Consider the following 22,181-nt stretch of genomic DNA (forward strand, 5'->3'; position numbering starts at 1 on the left):
AATTATTAGCCCTGACAGGCTCTACATTTACTCCGATTATTATTAACATTGCCACGCGATTATGAGCTTCTGGGAGGGAATCTATTTTTTGTCGGCAACGGCGATGCTTTTTTTGGTTACCGGAAGACTCCGAGTAGTCCGCAATTCCTCTTTGTCTCCACGCCTGGTTCAGCTCATTTATTTGGTTAAGGTAGCTACGGGATTGGTCCTGGCAGCTTTGTACCATTATTACTACCGCAATTCGGATATCCATCGGTACTTGAGTGATGGTATTATTATAGGTCAGGTTTTCTTCGAAGATCCTTTGACCTACTTTAAGATTTTGCTCTCCGTTGATATGCAGTCGCCGGAGGTACAGGCCACCTTACAAAACCTGAATCATTGGTCTCGGGTTCATCATTACGGTCTCTTCAATGATAACATGACCATTGTGCGGTTCAATGCCTTGCTCTATCCCTTTACCGGAGGAAATATTGCGGTGCACACAGCTGTGGTCAATTTTTTATCCCTGTTCGGAATCATGGGGTTAATCCGGGCTTTTGAAAAGAATGGAATTCGAAATCACCAGGTACTGGTGGCGCTATTCTTATTTCCTGAAGTGTTGCTTTGGTCTTCAGGTCTGTTGAAAGAGGGGCTGCTTTTTATGGCCATGGGAGGTTATGTTTTTGTGTTTTTCCAATGGATTGGCCGATCCTTTGCCTGGCGCTATGTGTTGGTGTTTGCCCTGAGTTTTGCTTTGGGACTAATCATTAAGCCCTACGTATTGCTTTGTATGATTCCTGGAAGTTTAACCGTCGTGCTTAACCGGGCTTTTCCTAAGTTGGGTCTTGGGAAGGCTTTGGTATTCGTTTTTGTGCTTGGCGTTGCAGGATTATTTCTGCTCGATCTGGTTGGTATAGATGTACCGAATAACATTTACCAAAAACAGCAGGACTTTCTGCTCCTTGCTCCAGAATCGGGAAGCTTTTTCCAATCCTTCGCCCTTGAACCAAACTGGACAAGTCTTTTGCTTCATGCACCTGAAGCATTATGGAATACCTTCTCAAGACCAATGCCCTGGAATGCCCACAATCTGATCTCCTGGATTCCGGCGATCGAGAATCTGTTGGTTTTGGTATTGCTCTTTTTGGCCGTTATTTTCCCTTCCCGTGAAATTGGAAAGCGAAAGGAACTCTTGGTTTTTTCTGTACTCTTTGTATTGATCTTGTTTTTGGTAGTAGGCTGGGTTACGCCCATTTCAGGAGCATTGGTTAGGTACAAAGTTCCGGGTTTACCCTTCCTTTTGGTGAGCCTCTACTTACTGGTCGATCAAAAACGTTTGCAGGAAGGAATTAGGAAAATACTTGGAAAGTAATCAACGCAAGTACGTAAGCTGATGCGGTCATAAATCCCAGTTGAATCATAGGCCATTTCCAACCACCGGTCTCTTTTTTCATCACAGCCAGAGTGCTGATGCATTGCATGGCCAGGGCATAAAACACAAGAAGCGAAAGAATAACGGCCAGGGAATAAACCGGTTCGCCTGCTTCATTTTTATCCTCCCTCAGTTTTTCTACAATGGGACTTACATCATCACCTGCATCTTCCAGGGCGTAGATGGTGGACAGCGTTCCCACAAAAACTTCGCGAGCAGCGAATGAGGTGATCAGCGAAATGCCAATTTTCCAATCATAACCCAAGGGTTTGATCGCCGGTTCGATAAACTTTCCGGCCTGTCCTATTAAGCTGTTTTCCAATTTAAGTTGAGCCAGTTCCTGTTCGTTATACTGAGCCGTTAACTCGGGGTCGTTGTTTTGGATTTTCTGAAAGGTCGAGTTAAATCCTACACTCGACATGATGTATAGAATCAACGAAACAATCAGAATGACTTTACCCGCTTGAACCACAAAAGATCGACTCTTTTCAAACATGGTAAGCGTCACATTTCTAAGTCCCGGAACTTTGTAGTCGGGAAGTTCCAAAAGAAGCATCGAGCGTCCACCACTTTTCATCAATTTGCTGATGATCCATGCAGTTAGAAAAGAAATGAAGGCGCCAAAGAAATAGAGGCCAAGTAGTAAAAGTCCCTGGATATTGAAGGGGCCAAAGTGGGCTTCTGGAGACACCAACAAGGCTATCAGCGTGGCATATACAGGTATCCGGGCCGAACAAGTCATAAACGGGATGACCAACATGGTGATCAATTTTTCCCGAGGATGTTTTAAGGTACGTGTGGCCATAATCGCAGGAATAGCGCAGGCATATCCGGATATGAGTGGAACTACACTTCTTCCTGAGAGCCCAAAAGGCTTAACCAATCGATCCATTAAATAGACCACCCGGCTCATGTAACCGGATTCTTCAAACAAGGCTATGAATAAAAAGAGCAGGGCTATCTGAGGAACGAAAATGACAATGCCACCAATTCCAGGAATGATTCCATCGGTAATGGCTCGGGTAAACCAGTTGCTGGGTAGCGTTTTCGCAGACCATTCTCCCAGCCATGCAAATCCGGCGTCGATCCAATCCATCGGGTAGGAGGCCCAGGAAAATACCGACTGAAAAACCAAAAGCAGTAAAACCCCAAACAGGACATAGCCCCAAAAAGGGTGTACCAAAAGTTTATCCAATCGATTGGATCTGGTATCAAAAGGCTTTTCTTCCCGAGTAATAGCCTCCGGTGTTTTTAAAAGGTCGATACGCTCCAATCTATCTCGTAAATCCTGAGTGATTTTGAGCGTAACTTCTTTGGGCGGTCTACTGTCCTCTTTGCGATAGGCCAGGCACATGGCAACCCAATCCGAATAGGCGATGGGCTCCTTCATCGAAGGGATCGATCCGGATTGAAATTCGAGTTCCTTTTTAGCTGGAATGGGCGTTTGTTTGGATTTACTCAAAACATTCTTGAGCTCGTTGACTCCTTCGCCGGTTTCAGCATTGCAGGGAATAAAAGGAATGTCAAACTCCTTTTTCAGCATTTCAATCCAGTGCTTCACTTCCTGTATGTCCGACTTCTTGCGGTAGTTGAATGCTCCGATTACCGGAATACCTAAATCCAACAATTGGGAAAGGATCAGCAGGTTTTTGTGCGGATTCTTCCATTCTACCAGGCAGACGTAAACGGTGTCAGGCGATTCTTTGTGATGCTCAAGAATGCGTTCTACTCCAATACGCTCATCATCACTTCCGGGGTATAAGCTGTATATCCCAGGAAGATCGGTAACATGAATGGTTTGCTCCTGATGTACAAAACTTCCAGAACGATGGTCTACGGTGATTCCAGGATAATTCCCAGTCCGCTGATTCATTCCGGTCAACCGGTTAAATAAGGAGGTTTTTCCCGAATTCGGGTTACCTGCCAAAACCACTTCTATAGGAGATGTACTACTCAAAATCTACTTGTACCAATTGGGCTTCTTCTCGCCGAATCACAAACTGATAACGATCACACTGAATCATTAAAGGTCCTTTGAAGGGAGCTTTACGAATAACTCGGCAATGGCGATTTTGCCCCAGCCCGAATTCCAGCAATTTGATGGCTAACTCTGAATCTTCAATGCGAGTAACCCGCAACATTTTCTGTTGGGGAGCATTGGCGAGATTATAATGGAACGAATCCTTTTTCAATATTGTTTAGAATCATTCTAACTTAGCTGCGAAATTAACGCAAAATATACCCTGATAGCTACCTACAGTTAGGTATTTTCTCATGGGCATTCAAAACCATCTTCTACCTTTACACCGCCTAATTTTAATGCCTATGAAATCCGTCCTTCGAGGAATCTTTTGTGTCGTGCTGATTGCCACTGGTCTGGCTTCTTGCGTGAGTACAGAAGAAGTTGATTTGGTGGTACACAATGCTTCCATCTTTACCCTGAATGATCAGAACGAAGTATTCAGCGCTATGGCTATTCGTCAAGGGCGAATTGTTGAGATTGGCCCAGAGCATCAAATTTTGAACAAGTACCATGCTGATGAATTTCTGGATTTAAGAAAACGTCCGGTTTTACCTGGGTTTGTGGATGCGGCATCCAGAGCCCATTTTGAATACTTTCAAAACCTGGAACGTGAAGTTCATGATACATCCTGGACTCGACTTTTTGACCAGTGGAGTAGCCTGGGCTATACCGGAATAACATTAATGGATGCCAATGCTAACTATCGGGATCAGTGGAATCGTGATTCCATTCCGGTTAGGATGAACCTAATGTTGCATGCGGATTCGTTGAACTGGCAATGGCTGAATCGAAATGGAGGATTGCCCGATTCTTTAATTCAGCTGAACGGTCTATCCTTTATGGACTGGAGTGAAACTACTACCGGTGTTTTTTTCGATTCTTCCGCTGAAGTGTCGATTGCTGAAATTGCAGATGTACTGGATCAGATGAACTGTTGGGTTAACCTGGGGGTACACTCAGATTCTCTATATAAAATGGCTCAAGGGGTATATGCTGAGGTGTTGGCCGAAGTGAATGACAAGCGTTGGTCCCTTACTTCCTATTCACCGGATAGGGTCTCGCCAAAGTGGTTGAAAAAGCACTCGGTTTTGCCGTTAATTGCTCCAGTTGATTTTCGTCCTGAAAAAGTAGATTGGTTAGCGCTATGGAAGGCCAATCATTTTTTAGCAGCGGGTTCTACCGGAATGATTCCACAACACCCCATGGAAGCCTACGTTCATTTGGTACAGGCCGGCCTGGATCGCAATGAATCTTACAAGGCCTTGAGTCGGTACCCGGCATTGTTGGCCGGTTGGGATCAATGCGGTCGATTAGAAGCCGGCTACTGGGCCGATTTTATCATCACCAATAGAGATCCCTTTAATGCTCCCTTGGAAGAGCTAACTCAAATTGAAATTCGTCGAACCTTTGTCGGCGGTAAACCCATTTACTCTTCCAGTCGTAAATAAACCGGGAGAAAATCCGTTTGTACGTCCAGAAATCGGCTCCGTCACCTGGAGCGATTTTAGTTTATATTTGGTTGAATTGCAAAATGTGCCGTTATGTTTGATGAGGTTAAAAGACTGTTTGATGTCCACCGTTACCAGCTAAAACACTATCCGAAAAGTGATGCCCTTGGGGCAAAAATTGATGGTAAATGGGTCACTACCAGTATTGAATCCACCGTTGATCAGGCCAATCAGGTGAGCCGTGCCTTGCTGAGTATGGGTATTGGTAAAGGCGATAAAATTGCTTTGATATCCAACAACCGCCCCGAATGGGTGATTATGGATTGCGGTATTTTGCAAGTAGGTGCAGTGGATGTGCCTATTTATCCCACCATTTCTGAAGAAGATTACAAGTACATATTCAACGATTCTGAGGTTAAGCTCTGTTTTGTGAGCGATCAGGAATTGTATGATAAAGTTAATTCCATCCGCGATCAGGTTCCAACCCTGCAGGAAGTGTATTCATTCGATCAGTTACCCGGAGTGAAACATTGGTCGGAGTTTGTTTCTCAGAATCAAACAGCCACTCAAGATCAGGTGGAGGCCATTATGGCTGAAATTACGGAAGACGATTTGGCTACCCTAATCTATACTTCAGGTACAACTGGAGTGCCGAAGGGAGTAATGCTTTCTCATAAAAACATTGCCTCCAACGCCAAGAGCTGTGAAGAACGCCTTCCGGTGGATTCTACTGCTACATCGCTGAGTTTTCTTCCCGTATGTCACGTTTACGAGCGGATGCTTATTTACCTCTATCTGTTAACTGGTGTTTCGGTCTACTTTGCCGAATCCATGGAGACCATTGGGGATAACCTTCGGGAAGTAAAACCGGATGTGTTTACCGCGGTTCCACGTCTATTGGAAAAGGTATATGACAAGATTGTAAATAAAGGAGCGGAGCTTACCGGCATTAAAAGAGCACTTTTCTTTTGGGCCTTGGCCTTAGGAGAAAAATATGAACCTTATGGTGCCAATGGAGGCTGGTATGAATTCCAATTAAAAATCGCACGAAAAATAATCTTTAGTAAATGGCAGGAAGCCTTGGGTGGTAATGTAAAAGCCGTTGCCTCGGGTAGTGCCGCTCTGCAACCTCGACTGGCTCGGGTGTTTAATGCCGCCGGAATTCCAGTGATGGAAGGTTATGGATTGACCGAAACTTCTCCTGTGGCTTCTGTGAATTGCGAAGGCAAAAAGGGATTGATGATCGGAACCGTTGGGCGACCCATTGATGGGGTAGAAGTAAAGATTGCCGCTGATGGAGAAATCCTGATCAAAGGACCCAATGTGATGCAAGGGTATTACAAAAAGCCCGAGAAAACCCGTGAAGTGCTGACTGAGGACGGTTGGTTCCATACCGGTGATATCGGAAAAATGGTAGGCGATGGCTTTCTCAAAATTACCGATCGTAAAAAAGAAATCTTTAAAACTTCAGGAGGTAAGTATATTGCACCCCAGGTAATGGAGAATAAGTTCAAAGAGAGCCGATTCATTGAGCAAATCATGGTGATCGGTGAAGGAAAGAAACATCCTGCCGCTTTGATTGTTCCCAATTTTGAATTCGTGGAAGAATGGTGCGCTCGCAAAGGGCATACTTATGGTTCCAAAGAAGAGGTCATTCGATTAGAGGCATTTGCCAATCGGGTGGCTCGGGAAGTGGAAGAGTTTAACGCGGAGTTTGGGAAGTGGGAGCAGATCAAGAAATTTGAGCTTATTGATCATGAATGGTCAGTGGATACCAAAGAATTGACTCCAACCCTCAAATTGAAGCGAAAAGTAATATTGAGCAAATATGCCGATCTCATTCAAAAGATATATGAAGAATAGAATCAATCAAATATTTCCTATTACAGGGCTGGCTACAGCCCTTTTTTTATGGGCAATGAGCACCTCTGCACAAGAGAAACGGCCCTATTTTCAGCAACAAGTAGACTATGTTATTGATGTAACGCTCGATGATGAAAAGCATGAGCTAAGGGCTTTTGAGCGAATAACCTACCTCAATAATTCAAGATCCACTTTGGATACGCTGTATTTTCACCTCTGGCCCAATGCCTATAAAAATGAGGAAACGGCTCTGGCGAAGCAACTCTACCAAAATTCGAATACCGTATTTCAGTTTTCAGAAGAATCGGACCTGGGTTACATTGACTCACTCGATTTTTTGGTGGACGACAAACGAGTTCGCTGGGAATATCATCCGGAGCACCAGGATATTTGCTTGCTCATCCTAAACGAACCATTGGCTCCATCAGAATCCATCGAAATTACGACCCCATTTCGTGTCAAAATTCCAGTGGGTAAGTTTTCCCGGTTGGGGCACGATGATCAGGCTTATCAAATTACACAGTGGTATCCCAAACCGGCGGTATACGATCGCGAAGGTTGGCATGCTATGCCCTATCTTGACTTGGGAGAATTCTATTCGGAGTACGGATCTTTTGATGTCCGACTTACACTTCCGTCCAACTATGTGGTAGGGGCCACTGGGGACCTTCAAAATGCAGAAGAGCGGGATTGGCTTTTAGAAAAGGTAAAGAAAACCGAAGCCATTACAAGCTATGGTGAAGACCGTGAGTTTCCAGCCTCTTCTAAGGAAACCAAGACCTTGCGTTACAAGCAGAACAACATTCATGACTTTGGCTGGTTTGCTGATAAGCGCTATCACGTATTAAGAGGATCGGTACAATTGCCCAATTCAACCGATTCGGTAGAGACTTGGGTGATGTACACCAATTTGGAAGCCGACCTTTGGAAGGATGCCATTCCTTATGTCAACCAATCCATTTACTACTATTCGCTGTGGAATGGAAATTACCCTTACAAGCAAATGACCGCCGTTCAAGGGGCCTTGAATGCTGGGGTGGAATGGAATACCCCAATGTAACGGTTATTGCTGAAGCGGGAAGTGCTTCTCTACTTGATAACGTTATTGCTCACGAAACTGGGCACAATTGGTTTTATGGAATCTTGGGATTTAACGAACGACGTTATCCTTTTCTGGATGAGGGTATCAATTCCTTCTACGAGTTAAGGTACATGGATACGCGCTACCCCGATCGCAGTATGGCCGATGATATTGTCTCTTCGCCATTTCTTCAAAAGTGGCTTAATTTCCATCATTTTGCCCATCGGGATATCAACCATTTTGCCTACTTGAGCGCAGCACGATCCAATACGGATCAGCCTATGACGATTCCCGCGGATGAATACACTTCTGCCAACTATGGAAACATCGTTTACATGAAAACCGCCATTTCCGTGGAAACCTTAAGGGCCCATTTGGGGGATTCCATTTTCGATAAGGGAATGAAAACCTTTTTTGAACGATGGAAATTTAAACACCCGGGTCCCGATGATTGGCGCCAGGTAATGGAAGAGGTATCAGGTCAGGATTTATCCTGGTATTATGGAAGGTTGATCAATTCGACGGATAAGGCCGATTTGAAGGTAAAGAAAATTAAAAAAGATGGGGATAACGTTCAGTTGACCGTAAAGAACACCGGTAAGCTTACCACACCTGTTTTGGTAACTACCCGGAGCAATGGAGAAGATTTGAATACCTACCAATTTGGATTGCTTGCTCAAGGGGAAAAGAACACGTTTACCCTCAAAAAAGATGGTGCTACCGAATACCGAATCGATGGGGAACGTAGCATTCTGGACATCAACAGAAGAAACAACACCATCAAAGACCGAGGGTTGTTTAAGAAAATGGAGCCTCTTCAGTTACGGCTATTAACCAGTACAGAGAATCCTCAAAAAACACAGCTATTCGTTACTCCTTTGGTAGGATGGAATACCAGTGATCAATTCATGCTTGGGCTTGGTGTTCACAACAAATCCTTTACTGAAAAGCCTTTTGAGTTCTTTTTGGGCCCTATGTATTCTTTCAAACGGGAAGAATTGACTGGTATTACTGATTTGAGCTATCATTTTTATTTCCCACAGTTCGTCCGTCGAATGACCGTAAACTTCAACTGGATGAGGTTTAGCTATGATCATCCTTATGCAGGAAATCCAACGGTATTCAATCGTTACTACCCCAAAGTATCTTTCCAATTCAAACCTAAAAATGCGAATTCACCGATCTATCATGATCTGCAATTGGGGGCCATCATTGTGGAGGAAGATATTATCCGGGAAGGTGCTCCTAATGTGGAACAGGATAAGACCTATGCCACTATCCGTTACCGCATTGGTCGAAGAACGGCCCTCCATTCTTTAGGGTTTACCGCATATTCGTTGACGGATGAAGATATTTCCATGTTATCAGGTACTTTGCGGTATTCTTATCGGTACAATGAGCGGAGAAATCGAGTGTCTGTCAAGCTATTTGGTGGTACTTCCTTGTATAACAACACCAACAATCCTCGCTACAATTGGAGAATGGATGGTCAGTCGGGCTGGCATGATTTTACCTTTAGTCAGGTGTTCCTCGATCGTGGACAAACCCATGATGTATGGAGCCAGCAGATGAATGATAATATGGGAGGGTTTAAAACGCCAACCTCCGTGGGGCAATCCAAATACTGGCTTCTGGCTGCCAATGTCAAGCTTGAAGCACCTATTGTTGTTCCTATTGGTGGTTATGTGGACTTGGGAACATCGGGCTCAGAAGATTTTATGGCAAGCGGTGGATTGTATTTTAGGGTAATTCGCGATGCTATGGAAGTCTATTTCCCCTTGTTCTGGTCACAGAATATTTTGGATGAATACGATGCAATTGATAGACCCTACGCCGAGCGTATCCGCTTTACACTAAATTTGCCGGCAGTTAATCCTTATCGGATTATTCAGCAATTGTTTTAGGTAGTGGAGCCGGGAAAGAAAATATATTTTGCTTCGGATTTTCATCTGGGTGTGCCGGATAAGGCCTCCAGTTTGGAAAGGGAGAGAAGGGTTATTCGTTGGTTAGACGAGGCCCAAAAAGACGCTCAGGAAATATTTCTTGTGGGCGATGTGTTTGACTTTTGGTTCGAATACAAAAAGGCAATTCCCAAAGGTTTTGCTCGGCTTCAAGGTAAGATTGCTGAAATTACCGACTCCGGAATTCCGGTCCATTTCTTTATTGGTAACCACGATATGTGGGCTTTCGGCTATTTTGAGGAAGAGCTGGGTGTAAAAATGTACCGCGATAATGCCACCTTCGATTTTGGAGGTAAGAAGTTTTTAGTAGGACATGGTGACGGTTTAGGTCCAGGTGATCATGGGTATAAATTCATCAAGAAGGTTTTTGCGAATCCATTTTTACAATGGGCCTTTGGGTGGATTCATCCCAATATTGGCATTGGACTGGCCAATTTTTTTAGTGGTCGTAGCCGCCAGGCAAATCAAATGGAAGATCAGATTTTTCTGGGTGAAGAAAACGAATGGTTAGTTTCCTATTGCAAGGATAAGCTCAAAGAGGAGTATTTTGACTACTTCATTTTTGGTCACCGCCATTTGCCTCTGGATATTGAGGTGGGGCAGGGTAGCCGTTACATCAATTTAGGAGAATGGGTTTTCAATAACACCTATGCCGTGTTTGACGGAAAGGAGTTGAAATTGCTGAAATACGAAAAGTAGGCTTGCTTAGCTCATGGCTCTCAACTTGAGCAGTAAATCAATCAAACGGTTGGAATAACCAATTTCATTGTCGTACCATCCAACCAGCTTTACCATTCGACCAATAACCGAAGTCAGCAAAGAATCATAAACACAGGAGTAGGGGTTCCCCAGAATGTCAACTGATACGATTGGATCGGTCTCGTATTTCAATACTCCTTTCATCGGGCCATCAGCATAGCGCTTTATACAGGCGTTCAATTCTTCAACTGTGGTGTTCTTTTTGACAATAAAGCTGATATCTGAAAGAGATCCATTGGGAACAGGAACCCGAATTCCGCAACCTCCCACTTTTCCTTCCAATTGTGGAAGAATGCGGGTAATGGCTTTGGCCGCCCCAGTTGTGGTAGGTACTATTGACTGGGTTGCCGCTCGTGCCCGACGCAAATCCTTGTGTGGGGCATCATGAAGCCGTTGATCGGAAGTAAAACTATGAACGGTGGTCACGTAAGCCGATTCTATTCCGAATTCGTCTTCCAGTATCTTGAAGAGCGGGGCGATGTTGTTTGTGGTACAGGAAGCATTGGAAATTACATCCTCTTTACCGGTAAGGATAGATTCATTCACCCCTAAAACTACCGATGGTATATCCCGATCTTGAGCCGGGGCAGAGAGCAGTACTTGTTTGGCGCCAGCCCGCAAATGTTGAGAGGCCAATTCCCGGGTTCTAAATAGGCCCGTAGATTCCAAAACGAGATCTACTTCCAGTTCTTTCCAAGGTAAATTGGCTGGAGATTTTTCATTCAAAATTTTGATTGCCTTACCCTGAATGATCAATTGATCTTCCTGCACTTCTAAAGATTCAGGAAAACTTCGATGCACCGAATCATACTTGAGCAAGTGAGCCAAAGTTTCAGAAGGTGCAAGGTCGTTGATCGCAACTACTTCGATTTCCTGTTGCGCATTTCTGCGAAACAATTCCCGTAGAAAATTTCTTCCAATTCGACCAAATCCGTTAATCGCAATTCGTGTTGTACCCATAGCTCTATTCTTGGGCCAAAGTTAGCTAAGATTAGCAGCTGGATCTGTTAAATTGCTTGAAACGAAAAACCCCACCCCATCCGAGGATAGGGCAGGGTTGCTGCGAATTATTATTCGGGCTACGGCCTAATTTTTACAAATCGGGATACCTGTGCACTTTGCCCATTGCCCACTGATATTAAGTAGGTTCCAGGAGTTAAGTTTTCTGTTGGAACGGTCAATATTTGCTCACCTTCGGCCAAGGTGCTGTTTTGTTCCTGATGCATTCTTCCGTTAAGATCATAAATTCGGAGGGTGACTCGCTCTCCAGAGTTTGCTTGAAGTTCTACCTGAAGATCGCCAGCCACGGGATTGGGAAAGCATTTTATTCCTGATTCGGGTGAAGAAGAAGCGTTGGAGTAGTACTCGTCTGTACTTACCAAGGTTTCCGATTTCCAAATACCTCGACCATGGGTGGCCAAATAAATCGCACCATGGTTGCTTGCCTGGGTATGATCTCCGGTTTGTTGATCAATGTCGAAGACGGGAATGTTGCCAAAATCCTCTTTACTCCACACCACGTCACTCGCATGAATATTGGAGGTAGAATACACCCCGAGATCCGTTGCCAGGATCACTTGATCACCATTTCCAGCTGCAAAAATGGCATCATACACCGGCATGTATTCAGGTAAGCCGGACCCTTGAACGGATTTGGATTTATAACCTGGAATGTTTTGATCATATTCAACCAGATAAACATGATCTTGAACTCCGTAATTTCCAACGGTCACCAGAAGCTCATCCGGATTCTTAGGATTTAGAACCAAGCCTGTAATGGTACCCAAAGCTGGTAGAGAAAAAACGGCCTTTAGGTAGTTTGAATTGTCGGCGTCTTCCTGACTATAAATATCCTGAAGTCCGGTGATTTTGAGTACCCTTCTGTCTCGGATAAAGAAAAGTTCGTTGCCATCCTCTGAGAATACCATTTCCCGTGTGTTTCCAACGCCAAAATGGATCCATTGCGGGTTCTCACCCAATACCAAAGCCCGACGTGCAATGATAATTCCAGGAGTAGATTCTGTGCAATCATTGGTCAAAGTGCCACCGGTAAAACTCGGTTTACATTTTCTATTGGTCTGCATGGCCATCATGGACTGAACCGGATCCTGGATTTTTACCTTATCACCTGGAACTAAGTTGGTGGTCAGTACATGGTGAATGTTCCGATTATCCGTGGCACTTTTAACTACTATGAGCGAACCGGCATCGTAGGTTGCTGTGAAAAATGCACTTACCCTTGAATTAAGTGGAGGGGCGGTATTCAAATGGATTTCGAAGTCCATGGTCTTTTCGTTCAGCGTTCCATAACCGTCTCCGGTAAATTTTCCATTCCCGTCATAGGTCAATCGGTTGGTGGCAGTTCCAATGCTAAGGGTGGAATAATCGATCTTGGCAGATGCCTGTTCAGGGTAATGGTTCCTTTAAAGGTGGTTTGAGTTCCTGAACCCAGGGCAAAGTTGTCCTCTTCGAGGGCTACGGTAAACTCGATCGAATCTTTGCTCGATGCATCGTTTTCATTCTCATAAAAGGCGGTATAGGTATAGAATCCGGAAAGACCACAATAAGGTTCGCACCAGCCACTTCCTTGCGAGCTGTTGATCTTGCCACGACCCAGGTTGCCTTGTTGGGCAGTTGTAAACTTTAAGTCTACAATAGACGATACGGCACAATCGAACCCATCACCATTTAGTACTCCTTCGTTGTAGGTTATTTTTCCATAATCAGGATTACCGGTTTGATAGGGGGAAAGGGAGATACATCCATTATCTTGGGTTCCACCCACGACATAGTCGAAGTTGGCGGCCTGAATGCTGTAAAATTGGGTGGTTTGATAGCCTTTATTGATATCGAAGAACTCATAACCTCCATCCAGGGATTTGTGAATTCCTCCGTCGTTTAGAAAGTAAATGGTAGATGGATTTGTGGGATCCTGCAGGCAGAAATGATGATCGGCATGTACATAGGTTCCTTCATGCTCATTGGTAAATCTTCCGCTGGTCGCTGCCATGGTCCAGTTGCCATCATAGCGCCACAATTGAACCGCTCCTACGAAGAGCATATCTTCATTTGGGTCCTGGGGATTTTTCACCGCTGTAAAAAGCTGGTTGTAGGTTTTAGGATTACCACCGAAGATATCAAAATGGCTTACGCTTGAGGGCATTGGTGGATTAAACACCTTCCACGATTTTCCGTAGTCCAGAGATTGAAAGAGGGTAGGCTTATCGGATGAATCAGCATAACAGGCATATACTCCTGCTGAATGGGTAGGCGATGCCGATAACGTCATTCTGCTGAATCTATTAACTGAAATTTGGGTTACTTGCTTAAACGAGCAGTCATTGAGATAATCATCCGAATAGAATAGAGCACCATTGGAAAGCCCAACGTAGAGTGCTTTTCCATCTTTCGAAAATTCGATGCTATAGATGGGGGCCAGTATCGGAGTTCCACCTCCGTTGCACAAGATTTTATCCGTCCAGGTATTACCCTTATCAGTACTGAGCAATAAACCTTTTTCTGTGGCTGCAACCACTAAGTCTGATTGAGTAGGGTGAGAGGCAATTTCATTTACGGACCAAAATGCGGGATTGGTGTTTGGATCTGTGGATGGAATGATTTTCCAGGATACACCTCGATCTTCTGAAATATAGATTCCTTCTCCTCGTCCTGAAGGGGTGCCACCTTTGAGCGGTATGGTGCCGAGAATTTCAAATTGACTGCCCGTTGAGGCAAATAGGGTTCCATCGTTAGCTTGGGTCATGGATGATATGTGTAACCATCCTTGGTTGTCGAAGTTGGATGTCCAGGAGTTTCCGCCATTCGTAGAAATAAAAATGCCTCCGGTTACCGATCCCAGGTATAAACGATCTGAGTTTTTGTTATCGATGACAAGGGCTCGTGATCTACCTCCAATATTGCTGGGTCCCATTGGGGCAAAGTTGAGGTCCAGGGCCCCGCCTCGCATGGCGACTTGGTGTTTGGCTCGGCTCAAGGCTTGGTCATACAACTTGGGATCTACTTCTCCTGTTTGAACATCTCCCCGAATCGAGGCTATGTATTCTTGAGCACCCTGAATGGAGGATTCGATTTTTGAACCCACGTTTTGATCCCTCGGGGTGTACTTCGGTGAAGGTGAATGAGACTGTTGATAGATCATTCCCAATCCGATAATCAGGGATAAGGATGCTAATGCAAAAAGCGAGAGGCGGTTTTTCATGGCGTCATAATTTAAGTAGGAGTGAACTACTTCAAGATAAGCTTTTGTAGTGGGGTTGGGCGGCTATCCCTTTTGATCGGTGGTATCATTTATTTAAATGGTTTGGCCTAAAATAAAAAAAGCCCCTTGATCCAAGACCAAGGGGCTTTCATTTATGACTGATTCTGAATTACTGCTGAATCTTAACGAACTTGGCAACTTTTTGAGAGTTTCCGTCTCTTAGAGTTACGAAGTAAGTACCGTTAGGTAGTTCGCTGGTAGAGATGGATACTGTATTTTCTCCAGCTACCATAGCAGGTCTAATTGTTTGCATCATTTGACCGTTCAAGTTGAAGATTTGAAGTTGAGCATCTTCAGCGTTGTTCACGGTGAAGTTCAAGTTCAGGTTATCGCGAACTGGGTTAGGATAAACATCCAATGTAGCTTCCCATTCTTTACGATCGCGGTTGTGAGCAATTTCTTCAACACCAACCAAGGTTTCCGATTTCCAAATACCACGTCCGTGAGTACCTAAGTAAATAACACCATGGTTTGCAGCTTTGGTGTGATCACCTGTCTGCTGATCGATATCGAATACTGGAATATTTCCGAAGTCTTCTTTAGTCCAGTTAATTGCTCCTGTAGCATGGATGTCATTGGTAGAATAAATACCAAGGTCAGTACCCAAAATAACTTGGCTTCCGTTTCCAGCGGCGAAGATCGCATCGTAAACTGGCATTCCATCAGGAAGACCTGAACCTTGAACGTTTTTGAATGACCACTGATCGGTAGTAGAGTTACGGGTTACCAAGAAAACGTGATCGGTTACACCGTAAGTACCAACTGTTACAATCATCTCATCAGGATTGTTAGGATTGAAAGACAAGTTGGTAATCATACCTTGTCCTGGCAAGCTAAATACACTTGTTACAGGATTTGTATTCATTAAGCTATCTGCTTGATCTTGGTTGTAAACCGCGTTCAATCCTTTCAAACGACGGATAGAACGACCATTAGCACTGTAGAATAGCTCGTTTCCATCAGCAGAGAAAACCATTTCACGAGTGTTTCCAAGAGCGAAGTGCATCCACTCAGGGTTAGTACCCAAAATGATGGCTTTACGAGCGATAATAACACCAGGGCTTTGAGTTTCGCAGTTTACTACGATACTACCACCTTGCATTTGCTCCTCACACTTGCGGTAAGTCTGCATAGCTACCAAAGATTGAATCGGATCTTGGATGCTAACCTGATCTCCAGGCTCAAGGTTTGTAGTCAACACGTGGTTAATTGGACGATTGTCCGTAGCACTTTCTACGATGATCAAATCTCCAGCGTCGTAGGATACAGTATAGTATGCATTGATACGAGCGTTAAGAGCAGGTGCATCGTTGAAGGTTACTTTAAATTCATTGGTAGTTTCATCGAAAGTACCAGAACCGTTACCCGTAAATCCACCGTTTCCATCGTAAATCAAACGATCGTCAAAAGTTCCGATAGAAATAGAACCGTAATCCAACTTAGCTGTGGCTTGAGTAGGAACGATGGTTCCTTCGAAAGTTGTACGAATTCCAGTTCCTAAATCAACATTGTCTTCTGTAGTATCTACTTTGAAAATAATGTAGTCACGGCTGGTCAAGTCATTAGCGCTTTCCCAAAGAGTAACGTGGCTGTAGAAGTCAGAGAAACCACAGTAAGGTTCACAGGCTCCACTACCTTGTCTGGAAGTAATTCCTCCACGACCCAAGTTACCTTCCTGAGCGGTGGTATATTTCAAGTCTACGATTTCGGAAATAACACAGTCAAATCCATCACCGTTCAAAATACCTTCGTTGAATACAACTGCACCATAATCAGGGTTACCTGGACGATATGGAGTTACGAAAATACATCCGTTATCCTGAGTACCACCGATAGCGTAATCGAAGTTAGCGTGGTCTATACTGTAGTACTGCGAAGTTTGGTATCCTTTATTCACGTCAAAGAATTCGTAACCACCATCTAAGGTTTTGTAAACACCACCATCATTCAAGAAGTAAATCACACTTGGATTGTTTGGGTCTTGAACACAAAGGTGGTTATCCACGTGTACCACTGTGGAGTTGTGCTGATTCGCTGTACGTCCTCCAGTAGAAGCCATGGTCCAGTTACCATCATATCTCCAAAGCTGAACAGCACCAACAAATAGGTTATCCTGAGTAGGATCCTTTGAGCTTACAACTGCCTTAAACAACTGGTTGTAGATGATCGGGTTTTGACCGAATAGGTCAAAGTGAGTTGCACTTTGTGGCATGGGTGGGTTAAACTCGTTCCAGTTTTTTCCACCGTCGATAGAAATGTGAATTTTAGGAGTACGATCGGTATTTCCTTCAAAAATGTAAACCTTATCGTTATCGGTAGGAGATGCCGAAATGGTCATACGAGTATAGTTGGCGATCACAAAATCGTCATCAGATTTCTCGAAAGAACAATCGGTTAAGTAGTCTTCTGAACGGTAGAATGTACCATTGGAAAAACCAGCGTAAAGAACATTTCCATCTTTGGAAAAGTCAACACTGTGAACACTCGCTGGAAGAGGATTTCCAGGAGTAAGACATACGGTCAATCCATTCCAGGTATCACCACCATCTTTACTGATTTTCAAACCGCGACCTGTACCAGCAACAATAATCTTAGGGTCAGTCGGGTGAGAAACCATAACATTAATGTATCTAAAGTCTGCGTTGTTGTCAGGATCAGTAGAAGCGATCGTAGTCCAGGTAGAACCACGGTCGGTAGAACGGTAAATTCCGTTTCCAGCACCTTCAGGGGCTCCTGCCTTCTGGCTACCTACTTCAAAATCAGATCCGGTTCCTGCGAACAAAACGCCGTCGGAAGACTGAGTCATGGTAGAAATACCAATCCATCCTTGATTATCAAAGTTTGTTGTCCAGGAGTTACCACCGTTGGTAGAAACAAAAATACCACCGGATACAGAACCGATGTATAGACGATTTGGATCTTCGTTATCGATAACGAAAGCACGAGTACGACCACCGATGTTAGCCGGACCCATTGGGCCAAACTGTAAGCCCAGTGCACCTGCTCTTGAAGCTTGATGCTGACGAGCTTGATTCAATGCTTTTTGGTAAACCTCAGGGTCCACAACGCCGGTATTCATATCCCCACGAATCGAGGCGATATATTGTTGCGCACCTACAATTGCAGAATTGTAAGAGGTGTTTTGCTCACTTCTTGGTTTGTAGTGAGCTTGAATTTGATCATCTTTCTGTTGGAAAATACCACTGAAGAAAACGGCTGCCGATCCAGCAATTGCGCCCAGTGCGAGTATTCTTACTTTCATATCCATGTACAGTTTATCTGCTGCTTAAAAATCGAGGGCAAGTTAAGTCATTTTAACTTTTTAATAAAATCAATTTATTCGTTCGGTATTATACAGAAAATAACCGGTCCTTTTTTTTGTTTAAACGTGTTAGAACAGGTGCTTTTCTGCATGATAACTGGATCTTACCAATGGGCCGCTCTCGACATACTTAAAGCCCATATCCAATCCAATTTGTTTGTATTCGGCAAATTTTGCCGGTTTGATGAAGTCCTGAACGGGAAGGTGTTTCGTAGTAGGTTGTAAATATTGTCCCAAGGTTACGATATCCACGCCTACTGATCGCAAGTCTTCCAATGCTTCGATAACTTCTTCTTCTGTTTCCCCTAAGCCAAGCATGATTCCTGACTTAGTTCTCATTCCTCCCTTCTTCAATCGACGCAATACTTCCAGACTTCGGTCGTATTTTGCTTGAATTCGAACTTCTTTGGTTAAGCGTCTAACGGTTTCCAGGTTGTGAGACACAATTTCTGGAGCTACATCTATTAACCGTTGAAGGTTTTCCCATTTTCCGGCAAAATCCGGAATCAGGGTTTCCATAGTCGTTTCGGGACTCAAACGACGCACGGCGTTTACGGTGGCGGCCCAGGTTTCTGAACCACCATCTTTTAGGTCATCGCGGTCTACTGAGGTGATAACACAGTGTTTTACCCCCATAAGTTTAACCGATTTAGCTACTCGCAGTGGCTCAAATGGATCCACTCGGTCAGGCCGACCGGTCAATACATTACAAAAGCCACAACTCCGGGTGCATATATTTCCCAGAATCATAAAAGTAGCGGTACCGGCTCCCCAGCATTCGCCCATATTGGGGCAATTACCACTTTCACATATTGTATGAAGTTTGTGCTCACTAACCAGGCTTCTTACACGCTTGTAACTTTCCCCGGTAGGTAGTTTGACACGTAGCCAACTCGGTTTTTTAACCGGCACTTTTTTCTCCTCCACAAGTTCTTCCATCTACAACTCCTCTACAGATAGCTTTTCTTTCCGAATACAAAATTGATGTAAACGTTCATCAGAATTTGATGATACTCGTTGTGTGCCATAATGGGCATGGGCTTCATAAAAGCATCCACGTTGATTCCCGTTTCAATGGCCTTGATTTTATCTTCTTTGGGTGAAAATTCAAAATTCAATCCGAACTTAGCACTTAGTCCTGGTACCACTTCCATTTGGTTGAACCCACTTAGAAAAGGACCTTTTCCTACTATTTCATCGTAGCGGTGTTCTCCCGGATCATACCTTTCGGTACTGATAACTTGCTGGTCGTTTCTTTCAGTTAATACCTCTAGATAGACCGGCTTTAAGAAGCCCAGCGTCAAGTTCGCATTGTACACCGTACTAATCTGAACTCCCCGAATTACATCTTTAGAAAACAGAATACGCTGGTGACCCACTCCTCCTTTCATAATGAATAGGAAATTGAGCTTGCCGTAAATAAAACTGTTCGATTCGTCTCCACCTGGATTATAGGTTCTTTGCTCTTTGTTGTGACGGTAGTTATACATTTCCACCGTAAAGAAGTTCTTTCTGAGCGCGGTACGGTAACGTTCTTTCCGAAAGTTAACCCCTATTCCGTGTGTGTGAAGAATGAAGCCCGCATTCCAGCTTTTCCGATAAATAGATCGGTTTACTGAAGACGCAGTCGTGTCCTTCTGAGCCGTGGCTCCGATGGACCAGATTATCAAACCTGCTAAAAGACCGTATTTTAAACGCAAACTCATCCCCAAAAAAGAAGTCTACAAATATAATGATTATAACACCTGAAATAGGCGATTGGTTGGCAGCGAACAGAATATAAACGTTAAACTTCCAACCAGAAGGTAAACGAATCGCTTATCGGAAACTTATAGGGGAGTTCCGAAAAAGAAGTAAACGGCAGTAAATGGAGGGGAAAACGGTAGTCGTTTGCCTTAAAACTGGCAAGCTTCGTTCGGGGTATTAGCCACCTCAGGATCAATACAAAAACCTTTTGCTGCGGTACCACCTTCCAATCCACGGCTTAGGTGATGCTGCGTAGCCCGATTCAGCTTCATGCTCAATCGACCTGCTTCGTATAGGTTTTCTCCACTACGGGCTAAGAAATCAACCAGACTCAACTCCATACGGGCAGCGATAATACCGATACCTGTACTCAAGTTGGTGAAGTTAGGCTTGTCTTGGTTCAAGTCATCAGAGGGCTGAGTAACCTGACGGTAGTAGTAAAAGTCTTCGTTTCCGGCGATGAAAATAAAGTCACAATGGCCAGCCATACGGAATTCGAGGTTCGGCGTATTGGCAGCATCCGGAACAGAGGTGGCAATTTTATTGAAGAACTGACCACCAGTGAGTACAAATTCCTGCATCGCGGTAGCCTCAGTAATGGGGTTGTCAAAGATCAGCTGACCAAAGTCGTAAACAAGGGTATGCTGTTCTTCCTGACGTTGACCATTTACTAATAGGTAGTCGGTGTAGTTAAAAATCATTTTTAGTTGAGCCACTTTAGAGCGGTATGGAAGACGTCCTTCAATGGTCATGTCCAAAAGTTTCTCACCGTTAGCAAAGCTAAGTCCAGTTGAGTGCTCATTCCAGATACCCAACCAACCTCTTGATTTGAAGTAACCCGGAGAGGCATCAAAAAGAAGAGCGGTTTCAGCACTTACTTCTACGCCATCCAAATTAGCGTTGAAGTAGTACTTAGACTCTTGATTCAAGTATTGGTAGTTGCTCTGAATGTTTCGTTGAGCAAATTGATAAATAACCTGATTCGGATTGAAAAAAGTTCCCGGCTCTTTATTAGTGACCACCCGTGGGTACAAATCAAACTTGCGATTGGAAGATCCTTCCGTTACCGTTGCAGAAACTTCCGAAAAATAACTTGAATCCGGAATGGCTGCGTAGGTATTTGGGTTTTCGTCTCCAATGAAGGTTTTAGTAATCTTAAAGCTCTGAATTGAATCGTACTGATTGATCAACCCGTAGATAACAGGAGTTTTGTCGTAATCGGCATTAATTTCCAAGTCGTTTTTACAAGAGGACAACGCAAGCCCAGCTGCAAGAACTACGGTAAGTGAACGAACCAATTTTTTTGCTTTCATTAGAATGATTTGGTCAAGCGACAACTATTTATATTTGTCAACTTAATTCGGGCCACAAAAGTAGCAAAAAAGGAAAGGTCTTATTTTTAAATTGACGAATGGGCAAAATCCCTTTGTCAATGGTGATAAATCAAAGAACATGGAAGAGCTGAAACCAGTAAGTGGGAAGGTGAAAAAAGTTACCACCCACGTTTTGATGGAGATGAAAAGCAAAGGCGAAAGAATCGCTATGCTCACTGCTTATGACTACAGTATGGCCCGGTTGCTCGATCAGGCTGGGGTGGATGTTATTTTGGTGGGAGATTCAGCCTCGAATGTGATGGCTGGTAACGAAACCACTTTGCCCATTACACTGGATCAAATGATCTATCATGCCTCATCGGTTATTCGTGCAGTGGAGAATGCATTGGTGGTGGTTGATCTTCCTTTTGGAACCTATCAAGGTAACTCCAAAGAAGCGCTGAACTCCTCTATTCGCATTATGAAAGAAAGTGGAGCCCATGCCGTGAAAATGGAAGGCGGAGTCGAAATTCGTGAATCAGTAGAGCGAATTGTTTCAGCGGGTATCCCAGTTATGGGTCACCTTGGATTAATGCCGCAGTCCATTTATAAATATGGTACCTACGTAGTAAGAGCCAAAGAATCTGACGAAGCGGATAAGCTGTTATCTGATGCTAAAGTGCTGGAAGAATCGGGTTGCTTTGCTTTGGTTTTGGAAAAGATTCCTGCCGACCTTGCAACCAAAGTGGCTTCTGAAGTGTCTATTCCTGTGATCGGTATCGGAGCGGGTTCTGGTGTGGATGGTCAGGTTTTGGTGATTCACGATATGCTAGGCATTACTCAGGAATTCTCTCCTCGATTTTTAAGACGTTACCACAATTTGGCGGAAGAAATTCGCGGAGCAGTGGGAGCTTATATAACAGATGTAAAACGGAGGGATTTTCCCAACGAAAAGGAACAATACTAGTGAAC

General features: G+C 44.0%; 16 protein-coding genes. 7 read left to right on the plus strand and 9 right to left on the minus strand.

Features of this window, described 5'->3' with window-relative positions; translation table 11 throughout:
• The first annotated feature begins 61 nt into the window (after nt 1-61).
• Nucleotides 62-1,354, plus strand: a complete 1,293-nt coding sequence (locus KFE98_10910) for a hypothetical protein (GenBank protein ID UTW60571.1) — start codon at nt 62-64, stop codon at nt 1,352-1,354.
• Here the strand turns inward: KFE98_10910 and feoB are convergent.
• Both feoB and KFE98_10920 read right to left on the minus strand, forming a co-directional pair.
• A complete protein-coding gene (gene feoB / locus KFE98_10915; protein UTW60572.1) occupies nt 1,332-3,371 on the minus strand; it encodes a ferrous iron transport protein B in 2,040 nt (679 codons plus the stop codon). The two genes, KFE98_10910 and feoB, sit on opposite strands and share 23 nt — an antisense overlap.
• Nucleotides 3,364-3,606 carry a ferrous iron transport protein A gene (locus KFE98_10920; GenBank protein ID UTW60573.1) on the minus strand — a complete coding sequence of 81 codons (243 nt, stop codon included), beginning with the start codon at nt 3,604-3,606 and terminating at the stop codon, nt 3,364-3,366. Before KFE98_10920 ends, feoB begins: the two co-directional genes overlap by 8 nt.
• A gap of 133 nt (nt 3,607-3,739) precedes the next feature.
• On the opposite strand from KFE98_10920, the gene KFE98_10925 reads away from it, so the two are divergent.
• The 5 genes from KFE98_10925 (at nt 3,740) to KFE98_10945 (ending at nt 10,489) form a co-directional block, all read left to right on the plus strand.
• A complete protein-coding gene (locus KFE98_10925; protein UTW60574.1) occupies nt 3,740-4,885 on the plus strand; it encodes an amidohydrolase family protein in 1,146 nt (381 codons plus the stop codon).
• Nucleotides 4,886-4,978: 93 nt separating this feature from the next.
• Complete coding sequence (locus tag KFE98_10930; GenBank protein UTW60575.1) at nt 4,979-6,748, plus strand: long-chain fatty acid--CoA ligase; 1,770 nt, start codon at nt 4,979-4,981, stop codon at nt 6,746-6,748.
• 932 nt (nt 6,749-7,680) lie between these two features.
• Nucleotides 7,681-7,755, plus strand: a complete 75-nt coding sequence (pqqA, locus tag KFE98_10935) for a pyrroloquinoline quinone precursor peptide PqqA (protein UTW64688.1) — start codon at nt 7,681-7,683, stop codon at nt 7,753-7,755.
• 34 nt (nt 7,756-7,789) lie between these two features.
• Nucleotides 7,790-9,733, plus strand: coding sequence for a hypothetical protein (locus tag KFE98_10940; GenBank protein ID UTW60576.1), 1,944 nt, complete (start codon nt 7,790-7,792; stop codon nt 9,731-9,733).
• A 3-nt stretch (nt 9,734-9,736) separates the two neighbouring features.
• Entirely contained in the window at nt 9,737-10,489 is a 753-nt protein-coding gene (locus KFE98_10945; GenBank protein UTW60577.1) for a UDP-2,3-diacylglucosamine diphosphatase, read from the plus strand.
• Between the two features lie 6 nt (nt 10,490-10,495).
• On the opposite strand, the gene gap is transcribed toward KFE98_10945, so the two are convergent.
• From gap to KFE98_10980, 7 genes are all read right to left on the minus strand, one after another.
• Entirely contained in the window at nt 10,496-11,509 is a 1,014-nt protein-coding gene (gap, locus tag KFE98_10950; GenBank protein ID UTW60578.1) for a type I glyceraldehyde-3-phosphate dehydrogenase, read from the minus strand.
• Nucleotides 11,510-11,628: 119 nt separating this feature from the next.
• Complete coding sequence (locus KFE98_10955) at nt 11,629-12,897, minus strand: T9SS type A sorting domain-containing protein (GenBank protein UTW60579.1); 1,269 nt, start codon at nt 12,895-12,897, stop codon at nt 11,629-11,631.
• A complete protein-coding gene (locus KFE98_10960; protein ID UTW60580.1) occupies nt 12,894-14,768 on the minus strand; it encodes a hypothetical protein in 1,875 nt (624 codons plus the stop codon). The genes KFE98_10955 and KFE98_10960 overlap by 4 nt, the downstream gene beginning before the upstream one ends.
• A gap of 169 nt (nt 14,769-14,937) precedes the next feature.
• A complete protein-coding gene (locus KFE98_10965) occupies nt 14,938-18,090 on the minus strand; it encodes a T9SS type A sorting domain-containing protein (protein UTW60581.1) in 3,153 nt (1,050 codons plus the stop codon).
• Nucleotides 18,091-18,219: 129 nt separating this feature from the next.
• Entirely contained in the window at nt 18,220-19,089 is an 870-nt protein-coding gene (lipA, locus tag KFE98_10970) for a lipoyl synthase (protein ID UTW60582.1), read from the minus strand.
• A gap of 11 nt (nt 19,090-19,100) precedes the next feature.
• Complete coding sequence (locus KFE98_10975; protein UTW60583.1) at nt 19,101-19,856, minus strand: hypothetical protein; 756 nt, start codon at nt 19,854-19,856, stop codon at nt 19,101-19,103.
• 189 nt (nt 19,857-20,045) lie between these two features.
• Nucleotides 20,046-21,209 (minus strand): hypothetical protein, encoded by a 1,164-nt coding sequence (locus KFE98_10980; GenBank protein ID UTW60584.1) that lies wholly within the window; start codon nt 21,207-21,209, stop codon nt 20,046-20,048.
• Nucleotides 21,210-21,348: 139 nt separating this feature from the next.
• Here KFE98_10980 and panB point away from each other — a divergent pair, with 139 nt between their 5' ends.
• Nucleotides 21,349-22,176, plus strand: a complete 828-nt coding sequence (gene panB / locus KFE98_10985) for a 3-methyl-2-oxobutanoate hydroxymethyltransferase (GenBank protein UTW60585.1) — start codon at nt 21,349-21,351, stop codon at nt 22,174-22,176.
• The last annotated feature ends 5 nt before the right edge of the window (nt 22,177-22,181 follow it).

Source organism: bacterium SCSIO 12741, assembly GCA_024398055.1.
Lineage (GTDB): Bacteria > Bacteroidota > Bacteroidia > Flavobacteriales_G > Salibacteraceae > SCSIO-12741.

What these genes read in the sequence shown, in the direction of transcription:
- KFE98_10910 (UTW60571.1), top strand. Translation starts at nt 62, where the DNA reads ATGAGCTTCTGGGAGGGAATCTATTTTTTGTCGGCAACGGCGATGCTT.
- KFE98_10925 (UTW60574.1), top strand. Translation starts at nt 3,740, where the DNA reads ATGAAATCCGTCCTTCGAGGAATCTTTTGTGTCGTGCTGATTGCCACT.
- KFE98_10930 (UTW60575.1), top strand. Translation starts at nt 4,979, where the DNA reads ATGTTTGATGAGGTTAAAAGACTGTTTGATGTCCACCGTTACCAGCTA.
- KFE98_10940 (UTW60576.1), top strand. Translation starts at nt 7,790, where the DNA reads ATGGAATACCCCAATGTAACGGTTATTGCTGAAGCGGGAAGTGCTTCT.
- gap (UTW60578.1), bottom strand. Translation starts at nt 11,509, where the DNA reads ATGGGTACAACACGAATTGCGATTAACGGATTTGGTCGAATTGGAAGA.
- KFE98_10960 (UTW60580.1), bottom strand. Translation starts at nt 14,768, where the DNA reads ATGAAAAACCGCCTCTCGCTTTTTGCATTAGCATCCTTATCCCTGATT.
- KFE98_10965 (UTW60581.1), bottom strand. Translation starts at nt 18,090, where the DNA reads ATGAAAGTAAGAATACTCGCACTGGGCGCAATTGCTGGATCGGCAGCC.
- lipA (UTW60582.1), bottom strand. Translation starts at nt 19,089, where the DNA reads ATGGAAGAACTTGTGGAGGAGAAAAAAGTGCCGGTTAAAAAACCGAGT.
- KFE98_10975 (UTW60583.1), bottom strand. Translation starts at nt 19,856, where the DNA reads ATGAGTTTGCGTTTAAAATACGGTCTTTTAGCAGGTTTGATAATCTGG.
- KFE98_10980 (UTW60584.1), bottom strand. Translation starts at nt 21,209, where the DNA reads ATGAAAGCAAAAAAATTGGTTCGTTCACTTACCGTAGTTCTTGCAGCT.
- panB (UTW60585.1), top strand. Translation starts at nt 21,349, where the DNA reads ATGGAAGAGCTGAAACCAGTAAGTGGGAAGGTGAAAAAAGTTACCACC.